At 58.2% G+C, this 15,188-nt stretch carries 14 protein-coding genes and 1 pseudogene; 11 read left to right on the top strand and 4 right to left on the bottom strand.

Features of this window, described 5'->3' with window-relative positions:
• Positions 1–203: 203 nt before the first annotated feature.
• From msrA to paeA, 3 genes and pseudogenes are all read left to right on the top strand, one after another.
• Complete coding sequence (gene msrA / locus CSK29544_RS07425; protein ID WP_007887408.1) at positions 204–842, top strand: peptide-methionine (S)-S-oxide reductase MsrA; 639 nt, start codon at positions 204–206, stop codon at positions 840–842.
• Between the two features lie 105 nt (positions 843–947).
• A pseudogene (locus CSK29544_RS07420) lies at positions 948–2,363 on the top strand (CBM96 family carbohydrate-binding protein).
• 198 nt (positions 2,364–2,561) lie between these two features.
• Positions 2,562–3,893 (top strand): polyamine export protein PaeA, encoded by a 1,332-nt coding sequence (gene paeA / locus CSK29544_RS07415; protein WP_007887421.1) that lies wholly within the window; start codon positions 2,562–2,564, stop codon positions 3,891–3,893.
• 63 nt (positions 3,894–3,956) lie between these two features.
• On the opposite strand, the gene CSK29544_RS07410 is transcribed toward paeA, so the two are convergent.
• Entirely contained in the window at positions 3,957–4,163 is a 207-nt protein-coding gene (locus tag CSK29544_RS07410) for a DUF1107 domain-containing protein (protein ID WP_004387562.1), read from the bottom strand.
• 327 nt (positions 4,164–4,490) lie between these two features.
• On the opposite strand from CSK29544_RS07410, the gene CSK29544_RS07405 reads away from it, so the two are divergent.
• Entirely contained in the window at positions 4,491–5,048 is a 558-nt protein-coding gene (locus CSK29544_RS07405; protein ID WP_004387561.1) for a YtfJ family protein, read from the top strand.
• Here the strand turns inward: CSK29544_RS07405 and cysQ are convergent.
• On the bottom strand, positions 5,038–5,781 hold the full coding sequence (cysQ, locus tag CSK29544_RS07400; RefSeq protein ID WP_007887430.1) for a 3'(2'),5'-bisphosphate nucleotidase CysQ: 744 nt from the start codon (positions 5,779–5,781) through the stop codon (positions 5,038–5,040). The two genes, CSK29544_RS07405 and cysQ, sit on opposite strands and share 11 nt — an antisense overlap.
• 221 nt (positions 5,782–6,002) lie before the next feature.
• On the opposite strand from cysQ, the gene CSK29544_RS07395 reads away from it, so the two are divergent.
• Positions 6,003–7,946: a bifunctional 2',3'-cyclic-nucleotide 2'-phosphodiesterase/3'-nucleotidase gene (locus CSK29544_RS07395; RefSeq protein ID WP_007887434.1), complete on the top strand. Its 1,944-nt coding sequence runs from the start codon at positions 6,003–6,005 to the stop codon at positions 7,944–7,946.
• A gap of 192 nt (positions 7,947–8,138) precedes the next feature.
• On the opposite strand, the gene CSK29544_RS07390 is transcribed toward CSK29544_RS07395, so the two are convergent.
• A complete protein-coding gene (locus CSK29544_RS07390) occupies positions 8,139–8,519 on the bottom strand; it encodes a winged helix-turn-helix transcriptional regulator (RefSeq protein WP_004385321.1) in 381 nt (126 codons plus the stop codon).
• 88 nt (positions 8,520–8,607) lie between these two features.
• Here CSK29544_RS07390 and CSK29544_RS07385 point away from each other — a divergent pair, with 88 nt between their 5' ends.
• From CSK29544_RS07385 to CSK29544_RS07365, 5 genes are all read left to right on the top strand, one after another.
• On the top strand, positions 8,608–9,462 hold the full coding sequence (locus CSK29544_RS07385) for an SDR family oxidoreductase (RefSeq protein ID WP_007887436.1): 855 nt from the start codon (positions 8,608–8,610) through the stop codon (positions 9,460–9,462).
• A 97-nt stretch (positions 9,463–9,559) separates the two neighbouring features.
• Positions 9,560–9,931, top strand: coding sequence for a lysozyme inhibitor LprI family protein (locus CSK29544_RS07380; protein ID WP_004385319.1), 372 nt, complete (start codon positions 9,560–9,562; stop codon positions 9,929–9,931).
• An 85-nt stretch (positions 9,932–10,016) separates the two neighbouring features.
• Entirely contained in the window at positions 10,017–10,874 is an 858-nt protein-coding gene (locus CSK29544_RS07375) for an AraC family transcriptional regulator (RefSeq protein WP_029039347.1), read from the top strand.
• Positions 10,875–10,886: 12 nt separating this feature from the next.
• Positions 10,887–11,468: a DUF1349 domain-containing protein gene (locus CSK29544_RS07370; protein WP_007887443.1), complete on the top strand. Its 582-nt coding sequence runs from the start codon at positions 10,887–10,889 to the stop codon at positions 11,466–11,468.
• A gap of 79 nt (positions 11,469–11,547) precedes the next feature.
• Positions 11,548–12,516 (top strand): DMT family transporter, encoded by a 969-nt coding sequence (locus CSK29544_RS07365; protein ID WP_042391171.1) that lies wholly within the window; start codon positions 11,548–11,550, stop codon positions 12,514–12,516.
• A gap of 31 nt (positions 12,517–12,547) precedes the next feature.
• Here CSK29544_RS07365 and CSK29544_RS07360 read toward each other — a convergent pair whose 3' ends face one another.
• Positions 12,548–14,221, bottom strand: coding sequence for a methyl-accepting chemotaxis protein (locus CSK29544_RS07360; RefSeq protein WP_007887447.1), 1,674 nt, complete (start codon positions 14,219–14,221; stop codon positions 12,548–12,550).
• A gap of 243 nt (positions 14,222–14,464) precedes the next feature.
• Here CSK29544_RS07360 and ytfE point away from each other — a divergent pair, with 243 nt between their 5' ends.
• Entirely contained in the window at positions 14,465–15,130 is a 666-nt protein-coding gene (ytfE, locus tag CSK29544_RS07355; RefSeq protein ID WP_007887449.1) for an iron-sulfur cluster repair protein YtfE, read from the top strand.
• The last annotated feature ends 58 nt before the right edge of the window (positions 15,131–15,188 follow it).

Here is a 15,188-nt window from a genome sequence, read left to right as displayed (position 1 = left end):
ATTCCCACTCCCGGGAGGAAACCTGATGCCGCTCCGCGGCCTGACAAAACTCCGGTAAATGGAGTTGAAATGAAGACGATCACCCAAATATTTCTTATGTTTAATTTAGTCGCATTTAAGAGGTTTATTGTGGGCAAAGAGCCGCTTCGTGACAACCGCAGGCGAGAATTTGCACGCTTAACATTTTTCAGGAGGTCGGCCCTATGAGTTTTTTTGATAAGAAACAAATGATTACCGAAGAAGAGGCTCTGCCGGGGCGTAACACCCGTATGCCGGTGGCAGCGTTGCATACCGTGACCGGGCACTCAATGACCAATGTGCCGGAAGGAATGGAGGTGGCGTTATTCGCGATGGGCTGCTTCTGGGGCGTGGAGAGACTCTTCTGGGCGCTGCCGGGCGTCTACAGCACCGCGGCAGGCTACACCGGCGGTTATACGCCAAACCCGACCTACCGCGAAGTCTGCAGCGGGCAGACGGGGCACGCCGAAGCGGTGCGCGTGGTCTATGACCCGAACGTCATCAGCTACGAACAGCTGTTGCAGGTGTTCTGGGAAAACCACGATCCGGCACAGGGGATGCGTCAGGGTAATGATGTCGGGACGCAATACCGTTCGGCGATTTACCCGTTAACGCCGGAGCAAGAGGCCGCGGCGCAGGCGAGCCTCGAACGGTTCCGCGCGGCGATGGAAGCGGCGGGCGACTATCGCCATATCACGACAGAAATCGCCCCGGCCAAACCGTTTTACTATGCCGAAGACGAACACCAGCAGTATCTGCACAAAAATCCGTACGGCTATTGCGGCATCGGCGGCATCGGCGTGTGCCTGCCACCCGAGGCGTAACAATTCATCAATCATTGTATTATCAGGATTTGTGATAAGTGATGAGAGGCGTTAAGCGGCGCGCCCATGCTATCCCTCAACCGACACTGGTTGCGGAGAACTGCTATGAAACTCATCACGCTGTTACGCTCGTTTATCCCGGTGGTGACCGGTCTTAGTGCGCTTTCCGCCTGGGCCGGTCCCCAGGCGGATGTTGACTGTGCTTACCACCATACCGCTGGCGACGATGCCATCATGATGTATGGCATGCCAAACCACGCCATGCTGCATGACTTCTTTGGCAATACCCATACCGACGCTTATTCCGATTATGTCCGGCTGCGAAACCAGCCGGATAATACCTGTAATAACAAAGCGGACAGCTCCGCCTGGTGGGTTCCCACCATGAAGTTGCCCGACGGACAAATCGTCAAACCTGCCTACCAGAAAACCTACTATCAAAGCACCAGTGTAGATACTTACCCCCTGACCCCCTTCCCGCCCGGTCTTGAGTTGCTGGCGGGCGATCATTACGGCACCGGGCCTAACCGGCGCATCACCTTCCTGTGCGCCAATGGCAAGGGGTATACCAATACGGCAGGCGAAGTCTGCGGGTTACGCCAGAAAGGCGATGCGGTACAGTTTAATATCGGTATCCAGTTCCCGAACTGCTGGGATGGCGTCAACCTCAAACCCGCACGCGGCAGGATGAACGCCACCTACACCAACGACGCAGGCGCGTGCCCGGCGGACTTCCCGGTGAAAATCCCGACGGTGAATATGAACGTCGCCTGGGTTCTGCCACAGATTACCTCGTTTGATACCGCAAAAATCCAGCTGTCGATGGACCCGCAGATGGATGGCGAAACCCGCATTGAGAAATGGGGCAGTATCTACACCGCGCATGGCGACTTTATGAATGGCTGGCCGGTGTAATCGGCGCAGTTTATGACCGAAGAATGCATGAACAAAAATATGGACTGCGGCACCAATATTCCGTTCAGTTACCAACGCGCCAGCGCCGATACGTTTGTCAGCAGCGCGGAGCCGGGCCGTAACTTTGGTGACGAGCCGACGCTGCAGGTGCAGGATGACTGGCGCAACGGGGGACGCACCGCCAATAAAGAGGTCATGTCGCTGGTGAAATTTTCCATCCCGCCGCTGCCTGAAGGCTATTCCGACGCCGATGCCGCGCTGTTTAAATATAAAATTCGCATTTATGGCGGGAAAAACGGCGAAGGCGCGAATCAGATCTTTTTTTACCCGGCCGATACGCAGTGGGATGAGCATCAGGTGAACTGGAATAATCGTCCGGCGTGTAACTACAAATCTGACGGCATTCTGTATCTCGATAACGCGCGAATCTATCGCTACGTGGATGTCGATAAAGCCGTGCGGGCCGCGCTGGCGGCCGGGAAAACCGAAATCGCCTGGTACATTGGCGGTGACCGCCAGGGCGGCAATTACAGCTTTAACCCGGCAGGCACCAAAGAAAACCTGCTGCTGATGCTGACAGGCTACGAAAACGTACCGGAGATCTGACCGTTTACGCCCGCAGCAATTTCCCTACGCGGCGGGCGCTTTCTTCACCCGTTGCGCAAGCCCTCTGGCAGCCACGCCGGGGCTTACGCTATACTACCCTTTGAATTTGCAGGCCTCCTTCTCTACAGCCTGCATTCACCGTGTTTTCACACAATAATCAACTTCCCTTCCGAGGATCCGGCGATGGCTGGATAAGATATGTTAAACAGTATTTTACTGATACTTTGTCTCATTGGCGTCAGCTCCTTTTTCTCGCTTTCCGAGATCTCGCTTGCCGCCTCCCGTAAAATCAAACTCAAGCTGCTGGCCGATGACGGCAACATCAACGCCCAACGGGTGCTGAAGATGCAGGAAAACCCCGGCACCTTCTTTACCGTGGTGCAGATTGGCCTGAACGCCGTCGCCATTCTTGGCGGTATCGTGGGCGATGCGGCGTTTTCCCCGGCGTTCTACACGCTGCTGGTGCGGTTTATCTCCCCCGAGGCCGCCGAGCAGGTGAGCTTTATTCTCTCCTTTACGCTCGTCACCAGCCTATTCATTCTCTTCGCCGACCTGACCCCGAAACGCATCGGTATGATTGCGCCAGAAGCCGTGGCTTTGCGCATCATCAACCCGATGCGCTTCTGTCTGTTCGTATTCCGCCCGCTGGTGTGGTTCTTCAACGGCATGGCGAATGTGATTTTCCGCATCTTCAAGCTGCCGATGGTGCGTAAAGATGACATCACCTCCGACGATATCTACGCGGTGGTGGAAGCCGGCGCGCTCGCGGGCGTCCTGCGCAAGCAGGAGCACGAGCTTATCGAAAACGTGTTTGAGCTGGAGTCGCGCACCGTGCCGTCCTCCATGACCTCACGTGAAAACATCGTCTGGTTCGATCTCCATGAAGATGAGCAGAGCCTGAAGAACAAAGTGGCGGAGCATCCGCACTCCAAGTTCCTGGTCTGTAATCAGGATATCGACCACATCATCGGTTATGTCGATTCCAAAGACCTGCTGAACCGCGTGCTGGCCAACCAGAGCCTGGCGCTGACCAGCGGCGTGCAGATCCGCAACACGCTTATCGTGCCGGATACGCTGACGCTCTCCGAGGCGCTGGAGAGCTTCAAAACGGCGGGTGAAGACTTCGCGGTTATCATGAACGAGTATGCGCTGGTGGTGGGGCTTATCACGCTGAACGACGTGATGACCACGCTGATGGGCGATCTGGTCGGTCAGGGGCTGGAAGAGCAGATCGTCGCGCGCGACGAAAACTCCTGGCTGATTGACGGCGGCACGCCGATTGACGACGTCATGCGCGTGCTGGATATCGACGAGTTCCCGCAGTCCGGCAACTACGAAACCATCGGCGGCTTTATGATGTTTATGCTGCGCAAAATCCCGAAACGCACCGACGCGGTGAAGTTCTCCGGGTATAAGTTTGAAGTGGTGGATATCGATAACTACCGCATCGACCAGCTGCTGGTGACGCGCATCGACAACAAGCCGGGTGTGCTGACGCCCAAACTGCCAGACGAGCAGAACGCCGCCTGAGCCTCAAAACACTAACGGCCCCATCGGGGCCGTTTGTCTTACTGCATACGTACAACGCTGTCGTTACGCCATCTCGGTCTGGAGACGCATAACCTGACGGTTGACTTCGGACATGACGGAGTAGTGCTGTTTGTCCTTCACTTTCGGGACGAGGATTTTGCCTTTATCGAACTCGAAAGCGCCAACATCCTTGATATACAACCGTCCACGAAACAGGATCTTCACGTACTTCGCCACCTGAAGCGGGTTGTAACGTTGGAAAATTTTCATTGTTCTCTCCTGCTGAATTACGCCCTCGTGGTGCCACATTTGGACCATCATGATTAAGACGCAAAATTTGTTGCCAGATGACTATAGACCAGAAGTTCGGGAGCACCCACTCTGCCTGACTTTATTTACGCTTTTATTACATTCTTTCAGAATTTTCTTTTCAAAACTCTACGGAGCGCAGGAGAATGCCGCTTTTTTTAACGGTTTCTGTGCGTTCGCCCGCAAACTGGCACTGTGGTTGCGTGAAAACAGAAAATTAACAATTAAGCTAAAAAGCAATGGGCCCAAGTGGTCCGATCACCTGCAAAATCGAAAAAGGAGCCACCTATGACCCTGCGCGGAATGCTGGCGCTGAGCTGCCTGCTGCTGCCGCTGATGGCCTCGGCACATAACTTCAAAGAAAACGACCGCGTGCCGCCCATCGGCATTAACGACAAAGGCGAGCTGATGCTGAATAAAGATCAGTTTAGCTACAAAAACTGGAACAGCGCGCAGTTACCTGGAAAAGTGCGAGTGCTGCAACATATTGCCGGGCGCACCTCGGCAAAAGAGAAAAATGCGGGGCTGATTGAAGCCATCAAAGCCGCGAAATTCCCGCACGACCGCTACCAGACCACAACGATTGTGAACAGCGACGACGCCATTCCCGGCACCGGGATGTTTGTTCGCAACAGCATTGAGAGCAATAAACAGCAGTATCCGTGGTCGCAGTTTATCGTTGACAGCAACGGCGTGGCCCAGAAAGCCTGGCAGCTTGAGCCGGGAAGCTCGGCGATTGTGGTGCTGGATAAAGACGGGCGCGTGCGGTACGCGAAAGATGGCGGGCTGACGCAGGAAGAAGTGCAGCAGGTCATGAACCTGCTGCAACAGTTACTCAGTAAATAGTGACCCGGAAGCTGGGGTTCAGGAACGACTCACGCGGCGTGTAATCCAGCGTTTTACCCTGCCAGTCGTGAACCTGCGCCCCGGCGGCGACCGCCACGGCGTGGCCTGCCGCCGTATCCCAGATATTCGTCGGCCCGAAACGCGGGTAAAGCTGCGCTTCTCCTTCCGCCACCAGGCAGAACTTCAGCGACGAGCCTACCGACGTGGTCTGGTGTTCGCCGAGCTGCTGCAGATAATCCTGCAATTCGGCGTTATCGCCGTGAGAGCGGCTTATCACCACACGCGGCGGACGCGCGTCGCGCACCTGGATCTGCTTGCGCACGCCGCACTCTTCTTTCCACGCCTTGCCTTCCGCCGCGCTGTACATCACATTCAGCACCGGCGCGTAGACCACGCCAAGCACCGGTTTGCCGTTTTCAATCAACGCGATATTAACGGTGAATTCGCCGTTGCGCTTGAGAAACTCTTTAGTGCCGTCGAGCGGGTCCACCAGCCAGTAGCGCTGCCAGTGCTGGCGCACGTCCCAGCCTGGCGGATCTTCTTCGGAGAGCACCGGCACCTGCGGCGTCAGCGCTTTCAGCCCGGCGACAATCACCGCGTGCGCTGCGATATCCGCCGCCGTCACCGGCGAATCATCAACCTTTTGGGTGGCTTCCAGCGGTTTGTGACCCTCGTAGACTTCCATGATGGCGCTGCCGGCTTCGCGCGCCAGTTGGCAAATCTGTTCTAACATTGTCATCCACCTCTTTCTCGTTTCGCAGTCCGTCCCGGCTGCGGATTTAACACCTTGTTTTATCGATATGATTTTTATATCGCATTGCGTCTTGTTCCGCTATCTGTGAAGCGATTCCGGTTTCCCTGCCCGTTTTTCTGGCAGGATTCACATTTTTGTAAGCAACAAACGATAGATACATAAACTTTTGTGGCTTCGCTCTGAAAAAAAGGACCTGCCTGATGATTAAGTTTAGTGCAACGATGATAGCCACGCTGGTTGCCGCCAGCGTGAACGCCGCCACGGTGGACCTGCGCATACTGGAAACCACCGACCTGCACAGTAACATGATGGACTTTGACTATTACAAAGACGCGCCCACTGAAAAATTCGGTCTGGTGCGTACCGCAAGCTTAATCAAAGCCGCACGCCAGGAGGCCGCCAACAGCGTGCTGGTGGATAACGGCGACCTCATTCAGGGCAGTCCGCTGGGCGATTACATGGCCGCGAAGGGCCTGAAAGACGGCGATGTGCATCCGGTCTACAAGGCGCTGAACACGCTGGATTACGCCGTCGGCAACCTCGGCAACCATGAATTCAACTACGGCCTCGATTACCTGCATAAGGCGCTCGCTGGCGCGACATTCCCCTACGTCAACGCGAACATCATCGATGCCAAAACCCAAAAGCCGCTTTTTACGCCGTACCTGATTAAAGAAACCCAGGTAAAGGACAAAGACGGCAAACCGCATACGCTGAAAATTGGCTACATCGGGTTTGTGCCACCGCAGATAATGACCTGGGATAAGGCGAATCTCAGCGGCAAAGTCACCGTCAACGATATCACCGAAACCGCCCGTAAATATGTGCCGCAAATGCGCGCGGAAGGCGCCGATCTGGTGGTGGTGGTGGCGCACTCGGGGCTTTCCGCCGAGCCATATAAAGCGATGGCGGAAAACTCGGTCTACTACTTAAGCAAGGTGCCGGGCGTGGACGCCATTCTTTTCGGCCATGCGCACGCGGTGTTCCCGGGTAAAGATTTCGCCGCCATCAAAGGCGCGGATATCGCCAAAGGCACGCTGAACGGCGTACCGGCGGTAATGCCGGGCATGTGGGGCGATCATCTGGGGATAGTCGATCTGGTGCTGAATAACGACAGCGGCAAGTGGAAAGTGACGCAAAGCAAAGCCGAAGCCCGCCCGATCTACGACACCCAGGCGAAGAAATCGCTCGCCGCTGAAGATCCGGCGCTGGTGAAAGTGCTGAAAGCGGATCACGACGCCACGCGCGAATTTGTCAGCCAGCCGGTCGGGAAATCCGCCGATCCGATGTACAGCTATCTGGCGCTGGTGCAGGACGATCCAACCGTGCAGGTGGTGAACAACGCGCAGAAAGCTTACGTGGAACACTTTATTCAGGGCGATCCGGATCTGGCGCAGTTACCGGTGCTCTCCGCCGCCGCGCCGTTTAAAGTGGGCGGGCGTAAAAACGATCCGGCAAGCTTCGTGGAAGTGGAAAAAGGCCAGTTGACGCTGCGTAACGCCGCCGATCTTTACCTCTACCCCAACACGCTGGTGGTGGTGAAGGCAACAGGCGCGGAAGTAAAAGCGTGGCTGGAGTGCTCCGCCGGGCAGTTTAATCAGATTGACGTCAACAGCACGAAGCCGCAGTCGCTGCTGAACTGGGACGGTTTTCGCACCTATAACTTCGACGTTATCGACGGCGTGAATTACCAGATAGACGTGACGCAGCCCGCCCGCTATGACGGTGAATGCCAGACGATCAACCCGAAAGCGGAACGCATCAAAAACCTGACGTTTAACGGCAAGCCTATCGATCCGAACGCGACGTTCCTGGTCGCCACCAATAACTATCGCGCTTATGGCGGCAAGTTTGCCGGCACCGGCGACAGCCATATCGCGTTTGCCTCGCCGGACGAGAACCGCGCGGTGCTGGCGGCGTGGATTGGTGCCGAAACCAAACGCGCGGGCGAAATTCACCCGGCCGCGGATAACAACTGGCGTCTCGCGCCGATTGCGGGCAACCACAAGCTGGATATCCGCTTTGAAACCTCGCCTTCTGACAAAGCGGCGGCGTTCATCAAAGAGAAAGCGCAATACCCGATGACCAGCGTCGGCAAAGACGATATCGGTTTTGCGGTGTATCAGCTGGATCTGTCGAAGTAACGGCACTCAGGCCAACCATTTCCCCCGTAGGCCGGGTAAGGCGCAGCCGCACCCGGCCCCCAGACAAACCACTCCTCCCGTAGGCCGGGTAAGGCGCAGCCGCACCCGGCACTCACGCCAACCAATCCCCTCCCAGGCCGGGTAAGGCGCAGCCGCACCCGGCATCCTGTCTTCAGCACCAGAACCCGGCGCTCACGCCGCTTGCTCCCCACGGTTCGCCAGCACCTGCGGCAGATTAACTTCAATCCAGTCGGCCAGCGCGGCCACCTTCTCGCTCACCTCCACGCCGAGCGGCGTCAGGCTGTATTCCACATGCGGCGGCACCACCGGATACGAGACGCGATCGACAAAACCGTCCTGCTCCAGCGCCTGTAACGACTGCGCCAGCATCTTCTCGCTCACGCCGCCCATTTTCCGGCGCAGATCGCTGAAACGGTGCGTACCGTCGCGCAGCGCCACCAGGATTAGCACGCCCCAGCGGCTGGTGACATGTTTCAGCACATCGCGTGACGGGCATTCTTCGGCGAACAGATTGCCGTCGCGTAACTGCTCACTCAGGGTAGAACGGGTCATTTCATACTTACCTTTTTGTACGTACTTACTAAAAGTTAGTTTGAGTGATAGTGTGCCACAACACCCAACCGAGACAAAGGAAAAGACCATGATTGCGATTACCGGCGCTACCGGCCAGCTTGGCCAGCGCGTGATTGATACCCTGCTGAACACCGTTGCGGCACAGGAGATTGTCGCGATTGTCCGCAACCCGGCGAAAGCCGCCGCGCTTAGCGCCAGAGGCGTCCAGGTTCGCGCGGCCGATTACAACGACGCGGCGGCGCTCACCGCGGCACTCGCGGGCGTGGAAAAGCTGCTGCTCATCTCATCAAGTGAAGTCGGCCAGCGCGCGCCGCAGCACCGTAATGTTATCGACGCCGCGAAAACCGCAGGCGTGAAACTCATCGCTTACACCAGCCTGCTGCACGCCGATCGCTCGCCGCTGGGGCTTGCCGAAGAACATGTCGCTACTGAAAAGATGCTCGCGGATGCCGGTATTCCTTATGTGCTGCTGCGTAACGGCTGGTACACCGAAAACTATCTGGCGAGCGTGCCGCCGGCGCTTGAGCACGGCGTGTTTATTGGCAGCGCAGGCGACGGGAAAATCGCCTCCGCCAGCCGTCAGGATTATGCCGAAGCCGCTGCGAAAGTGCTGACGCTCGATAACCAGGCCGGGCGCGTCTACGAACTGGCGGGCGACCACGCCTGGACGCTTCGCGATTTAAGCGCGCTGTTAAGTAAAGAGACCGGCAAAACGGTCGCGTATCAGAATTTGAGCGAGGCGGATTTCGCCGCGGCGCTCACGGGCGCGGGCCTGCCGGAAGGCTTTGCGAGGCTGCTGGCGGATTCCGATATCGGCGCGTCCAAAGGCGGCCTGTTTGATGACAGCCACCAGCTCAGCGCGCTCATTGGCCGCCCGACCACCTCGCTTGAAGCGAGCCTGCGTGAGAGTCTGAAACCGTAATATTAAATCTGGCAGGCTGCTTTCCCTGTGCCTGCCGGATACAATGCGAGCGCCTGCCACAGGCGCTCAAAACAATAAACCGAAAACAGGGATCCTCATGAAAGCACACCTTCTCGCACTTCCGCTGCTGCTGTGCAGCGCCGCCGCGTGGTCCATGAGCTGTGACAATCCGCGCAGCCCGTATGACACCACCTACTGCGCCGCGCTGGAAATGGTTCAGGGCGACCGCGACCTCAACCAGCAATATAAAAACACCATGTCCGTGCTCTCGCCTGCGCAGAAACAGGTCGTGAAAAACGCCCAGATCTCCTGGCTGAAAGTGCGCGATCACGAGTGCGCGGAAGGCTCCACGCTGCTGCTCGGGTGCGCCAACGAAAAAATGGCCGCTCGTATTGCGCTGCTGAAAAGCATTGAGCGCGAGTGCCGCAACGCCGGTTGCAACGACGCCGACCTCTCCCGCATCGAATAACCGCCAGGTTAATTAATTGTTAATTACGGTGGCGAAGGTCACCGTTGTTCTTATAATGGGGACTTACCCTTCGTGGAGAGCTCCTGTGCACGGCGTACCCGATCAGTTCACCGACGAACGCGACAGCGCCCGCTTCCGGCAACTGCCTGCGCTGCCGGGCGTGGAGCTTTATCACGCCCATATCACGCATTACGCTTTTGAGCCACACACCCACGAAGCCTTTGGCATCGGCGCGATTGAGCTTGGTGCCGAGCGCTTTCGCTACCGTGGCGCGCAGCACGTGGCGGCGGTGAATTCGCTCGTCACCATGAACCCCGATGAACTGCATACCGGCGAAGCGGCGACCCAGCAGGGCTGGCGCTACCGGATGATTTATCTGGAGCCCGAAACGCTGGCGCAGCTCACCGGCGAGCGTCTCTGGTGGTTTGCCGAGGTGGAGCGACACGATCCGCTACGCGCCCGCCAGACCGGCCAGCTTATCGCCGCACTCTGGTCCGCGCCGGATACGCTCGCGCAGCAGGGGTTGCTGCTTGATCTTATCGACACCTTCCGTCCGTACGCGCGCCACGCGCCGCAGGCTGCCGAAGGCGCGCACCGCTTCGACCGGGTGCGCGAGTTTCTTTACGAAAACTACATGCTGCCGCTGACGCTCGATGAGATTGCCGCCGAAGCGGCGTTAAGCCCTTATCATTTCCAGCGCCAGTTCAAAGCGCGCTATGACGTTACGCCGCACCAGATGCTGATGGCGGTGCGCCTGTGGCGCGCCAAACAGTTTCTCGCCGCTGGCCTGCCCGCCGCTGATGTCGCGGCGGCCGTGGGCCTTACCGATCAGCCGCACCTGACCCGCGCCTTCACCCGCCGCTACGGCATTACGCCCGCCCGCTACCAGAAACAGGTGGCTCGCCAGATCTTCAGCCCGGCTATAATTCAGACACCGTTGTAAGGGAGAAGAGTGATGGAAAATCTGGCGAACTGGCGCTGGCTGAATGAACCCGCACGCTGGCGGCGCGAAAGTGACGCGCTGCATGTCACCACCGATGCGCAAACCGATTTCTGGCAAACCACCTGGTATGGCTTTCAGCGCCATTCCGGGCACGTTTTTGGTACGGAGGTTGCCGGTGAGTTTACGTTCCAGTTGCGCGTCGAGGGCGATTTCACCACGCTGTATGATCAGGCGGGGCTGTTCCTGATGGCGGATGAGCAACACTGGCTGAAAGCGGGTATTGAGTATAACGACGCGCAGCCGATGATAGGCAGCGTGCTGACGCTTGAACGCTCCGACTGGGCGACCGGCATTTTCCCCGCCGCGCAGAAGCACTTCTGGCTGCGCCTGACGCACCAGAACCAGAGCCTGCGCCTGCAATACTCCACCGACGGCGACACCTGGCCGCTGCTGCGCCTGTGCCCGTTTCCGCAAGCGGAGCGCTATTTCCTCGGCGCGATGTGTTGTTCGCCGTCGCGCGCCGGGCTTGAGATCGTCTTTTCCGATTTTCATCTCGGGCCACCCAACGGCAAAGATCTGCACGATCTGAGCTGATGCGCAGCAAGCTGGTACAAGACGCCCGTTTTCACCCGCCGCTACACTCAGGCAATAAACAGCGACGTGGGTGGTGATGATGTTAACGGGTGTGTTGTATGCCCTGCTGGCGGGGATGATGTGGGGGCTGATTTTCGTCGGCCCTTTGCTGGTGCCGGAATACCCGTCGGTATTGCAGTCGATGGGGCGCTATCTGGCGCTGGGCCTGCTTGCGCTGCCGCTGGCGTGGGCCGGGCGCAGGCGGTTGAAACAGCTTACCGCGCGCGACTGGCTGACCGCGCTGGCGCTGACCATGATGGGCAATCTTATCTATTACGTGTGTCTTGCGAGCGCCATTCAGCGCACCGGCGCGCCGGTCTCCACGATGATCATCGGCACGCTGCCGGTGGTCATCCCGGTCTTCGCCAATCTGCTCTACAGCCGTCGCGACGGCAGGCTGCCCTGGCGGCGGTTGTGCCCGGCGCTGGGGGCGATTTTCTGCGGGCTGGTTTGCGTCAATTTCGCCGAGCTGCGCCACGGTTTGCCGGGCTTTACGCCGGGCCGTTACGCAAGCGGCATTGCGCTGGCGAGCGTGTCGGTGATTTGCTGGGCGTGGTATGCGCTGCGTAATGCGCGCTGGCTGCGGGAAAATCCCGACAAGCACCCGATGATGTGGGCGACCGCGCAGGGGCTGGTGACGCTGCCGGTTTCGCTGGCAGGGTATATCGCCGCGTGCGTGTGGCTCTCTGCGGATAACAGCGGCTTCGCGCTGCCCTTCGGCCCGCGTCCTGGCGTGTTTATTGGCCTGATGATCGCCATTGCGCTCTGCTGTTCGTGGATTGGCGCGCTGTGCTGGAATATTGCAAGCCAGCGCCTGCCGACCGTGATCCTCGGTCCGCTTATCGTTTTTGAAACACTGGCCGGGCTGCTCTATACCTTTTTGCTGCGCCAGAGCCTGCCGCCACTGCTGACCCTGACCGGCATCGCGCTGCTGGCCGCAGGCGTGGTGATGGCGGTGCGGGTAAAAATCGTGCCGGTCGCGGAGCGCGTGACGCAGGAGGCGCCATAAAAAAAGGCCCGTCGGTGACGGGCCTTCAGGCTTAGAACGTTTCCCAGTTGTCGCTGCCGCCAGCCGGTGCGGCTTTGAGGCTCGCCACCGGCGCTGGCGCGCTGAAGGTTGACGCCTGCGGCGCAACGCTCGCCGCGCGCGCCTGGGCGCGGTTGAGTTTGAACACCGCGACCGCTTCATTGAGCTTGCCGGCCTGATCTTCAAGGGCTGCTGCTGCGGCGGCGGACTCTTCCACCAGCGCGGCGTTCTGCTGCGTCACTTTATCCATCTCGGAGACCGCCAGGCCCACCTGATCAATACCGCGGCTCTGCTCATCGGACGCCGAGGCGATTTCCCCCATGATATCGGTCACACGCGTCACCGCGCCGACCACTTCTTTCATGGTTTCGCCCGCTTCGCGCACCAGCTGCGAGCCCGCGTCGACGCGGTTGCCGGAGTTTTCGATAAGCGCTTTGATCTCTTTCGCCGCCTGGGCGCTGCGGCTTGCCAGCGTACGGACTTCGCCCGCCACCACCGCAAAACCACGGCCCTGCTCACCTGCACGCGCCGCTTCCACCGCCGCGTTGAGCGCGAGGATGTTGGTCTGGAACGCGATGCCGTCGATCACGTTGGTTATCTGCGCGATCTGGTTAGAGCTGGCGGCGATTTCGTCCATGGTGCGAACGACGCCATCCACCACTTCACCGCCTTTCAGCGCGGTTTCCGACGCGGTACGCGCCAGTTGCGTCGCCTGACGGGCGTTATCGGCGTTCTGTTTCACGGTCGCGGTCAGCTGTTCCATGCTGGCGGCGGTCTCTTCGAGCGACGCGGCCTGCTGCTCGGTGCGCGAGGAGAGATCGTTACTGCCTGCGGAGATTTCGCTGGCACCGGTGAAGATGGTGTCGGTGCTATCGCGCACGGTGCTGACCGTACGGGCCAGCGCCTGCTGCATCTCGTGGACGTTGCGCGCCAGCAGCGCCATTTCGTTATGGCCTTGCGCATCGATAGGCTGCGTCAGATCGCCTGCGGCAATCGCACGAATGTGACCCATGACGTCATGCAGCGGCAGCAGCAGCACACGGCGCATCGCCACCCAGCTGATAATAATCACAGCCAGCACCATCACCATAATCGCCGACAGGATCCACAGAATGCGCTGGTAGTCGCTTTCGTTGTCTTTCACGCCTTTGCTGGCAAGCTTCGCCTGCTCGGCGCGCCATTCGCGATAAACGACCTGCATGGCGTTCTGCTTCTGCTCGGCGTTCTGCTTGAACATGCCTTCCAGATTGCCTTCGGCCAGGAATTTGTTCATTTGCGCAAGCGTCGAGGAGTAGATGCGGTACTGTTCTTCCAGACGATCGACCAGGTGTTCGTCCATGCCCGGCGTTTCCGGCAGGCTATAGTATTTATCGTAATGGCTCTTCGACTCTGCCAGCAGTTTATTCGCGGTATCAACCAGTTGATTGAGCTGGCCGCCGTTAATCTGGTTCGCCATGTTGCCTTGCAGACGCAGCATGCCGCGGTTCAGCGTAACGCGCGTCTGGTTGAGGCTAATCCACGCGTCGGTAAATTCCGCCACGTTCTGGCTGGAGATTTGCGAGACGTTAAAGTTGTCTTTGTCGTTATTGAGCGCAGAGATAAAAACGCCTGCCGCGATAAGCTGCATCGCGCCCAGAACGATCAATACGGTAATTAAAAGGGTTATGACTTTTATACGTTTAAACATGAAAGACCTTTTTGCAGGTGTAATCCAGGGTGTATCTATCGGCAGGTCATTCAGGTTGTTTAATCAGCAAAGCGGCGCGGAGCGCGGTTTCCAGTTATTTCCTGATAGCGATCAGCCAGTTAGCTGGCAAAATATTTTTGTGACACACCTCACATTTTAATCCCTCCTCCCCGAAAGGGTTATAGCCTCGCCTTAAAGATGCATTTAATATGCATCTTAATAAATCCTGAGTGAGGTACTGCTATGGCCTTCCGTGACCAACCCCTTGGCGAACTGGCGTTAACCATCCCGCGCGCCTCTGCACTGTTTCGTAAATACAACCTGGATTTCTGCTGCGGCGGCAAACAGACGCTGCTGCGCGCGGCAACGCGCCAGGCGCTTGATTTGAACGCGATTGAAAGCGAACTGGCGGCATTGGCTGAAACACCGCTGGAGAAGGACTGGCAAGCCGCGCCGCTTGCTGAAATCATCGATCACATCCTCGTGCGCTATCACGACCGCCACCGTGAGCAGTTACCAGAGCTGATTTTGCAGGCCACCAAAGTGGAACGCGTTCACGCCGATAAACCGGGCGTGCCGAAGGGGCTCGCGAAGTATCTGAGCCTGCTGCATGAAGAGCTGACGAGCCACATGATGAAAGAGGAGCGCGTACTGTTCCCGATGATTAAACAGGGCATGGGCAGCCAGGCGGCGGGGCCGGTTAGCGTGATGGAGAGCGAGCACGACGAGGCGGGAGAACTGCTGGAGGTGATTAAGCACACCACGAATAACGTGACGCCGCCGCCGGAGGCCTGCACGACATGGCGCACGCTGTATAACGGCATCAATGCGCTGATTGACGATCTGATGAACCACATCAGCCTTGAGAACAACACCCTTTTCCCGCGTGCCCTCGCAGGCGAAAAATAAAAGGCGCCCTGTCGAGCGCCTCAGTAACTTGACCTTTTGGGCCCGATACGTGGGCCCT

Source organism: Cronobacter sakazakii (assembly GCF_000982825.1).
GTDB lineage: Bacteria > Pseudomonadota > Gammaproteobacteria > Enterobacterales > Enterobacteriaceae > Cronobacter > Cronobacter sakazakii.
Note: the sequence above shows the minus strand (reverse complement) of the source record. Positions and strands in the feature narration are given on the sequence as shown.

Excerpts from the sequence above, each read along its gene's own strand:
- msrA (WP_007887408.1), top strand. The coding sequence starts at position 204 with ATGAGTTTTTTTGATAAGAAACAAATGATTACCGAAGAAGAGGCTCTG.
- paeA (WP_007887421.1), top strand. The coding sequence starts at position 2,562 with ATGTTAAACAGTATTTTACTGATACTTTGTCTCATTGGCGTCAGCTCC.
- CSK29544_RS07410 (WP_004387562.1), bottom strand. The coding sequence starts at position 4,163 with ATGAAAATTTTCCAACGTTACAACCCGCTTCAGGTGGCGAAGTACGTG.
- CSK29544_RS07405 (WP_004387561.1), top strand. The coding sequence starts at position 4,491 with ATGACCCTGCGCGGAATGCTGGCGCTGAGCTGCCTGCTGCTGCCGCTG.
- cysQ (WP_007887430.1), bottom strand. The coding sequence starts at position 5,781 with ATGTTAGAACAGATTTGCCAACTGGCGCGCGAAGCCGGCAGCGCCATC.
- CSK29544_RS07395 (WP_007887434.1), top strand. The coding sequence starts at position 6,003 with ATGATTAAGTTTAGTGCAACGATGATAGCCACGCTGGTTGCCGCCAGC.
- CSK29544_RS07390 (WP_004385321.1), bottom strand. The coding sequence starts at position 8,519 with ATGACCCGTTCTACCCTGAGTGAGCAGTTACGCGACGGCAATCTGTTC.
- CSK29544_RS07385 (WP_007887436.1), top strand. The coding sequence starts at position 8,608 with ATGATTGCGATTACCGGCGCTACCGGCCAGCTTGGCCAGCGCGTGATT.
- CSK29544_RS07380 (WP_004385319.1), top strand. The coding sequence starts at position 9,560 with ATGAAAGCACACCTTCTCGCACTTCCGCTGCTGCTGTGCAGCGCCGCC.
- CSK29544_RS07370 (WP_007887443.1), top strand. The coding sequence starts at position 10,887 with ATGGAAAATCTGGCGAACTGGCGCTGGCTGAATGAACCCGCACGCTGG.
- CSK29544_RS07365 (WP_042391171.1), top strand. The coding sequence starts at position 11,548 with ATGTTAACGGGTGTGTTGTATGCCCTGCTGGCGGGGATGATGTGGGGG.
- CSK29544_RS07360 (WP_007887447.1), bottom strand. The coding sequence starts at position 14,221 with ATGTTTAAACGTATAAAAGTCATAACCCTTTTAATTACCGTATTGATC.
- ytfE (WP_007887449.1), top strand. The coding sequence starts at position 14,465 with ATGGCCTTCCGTGACCAACCCCTTGGCGAACTGGCGTTAACCATCCCG.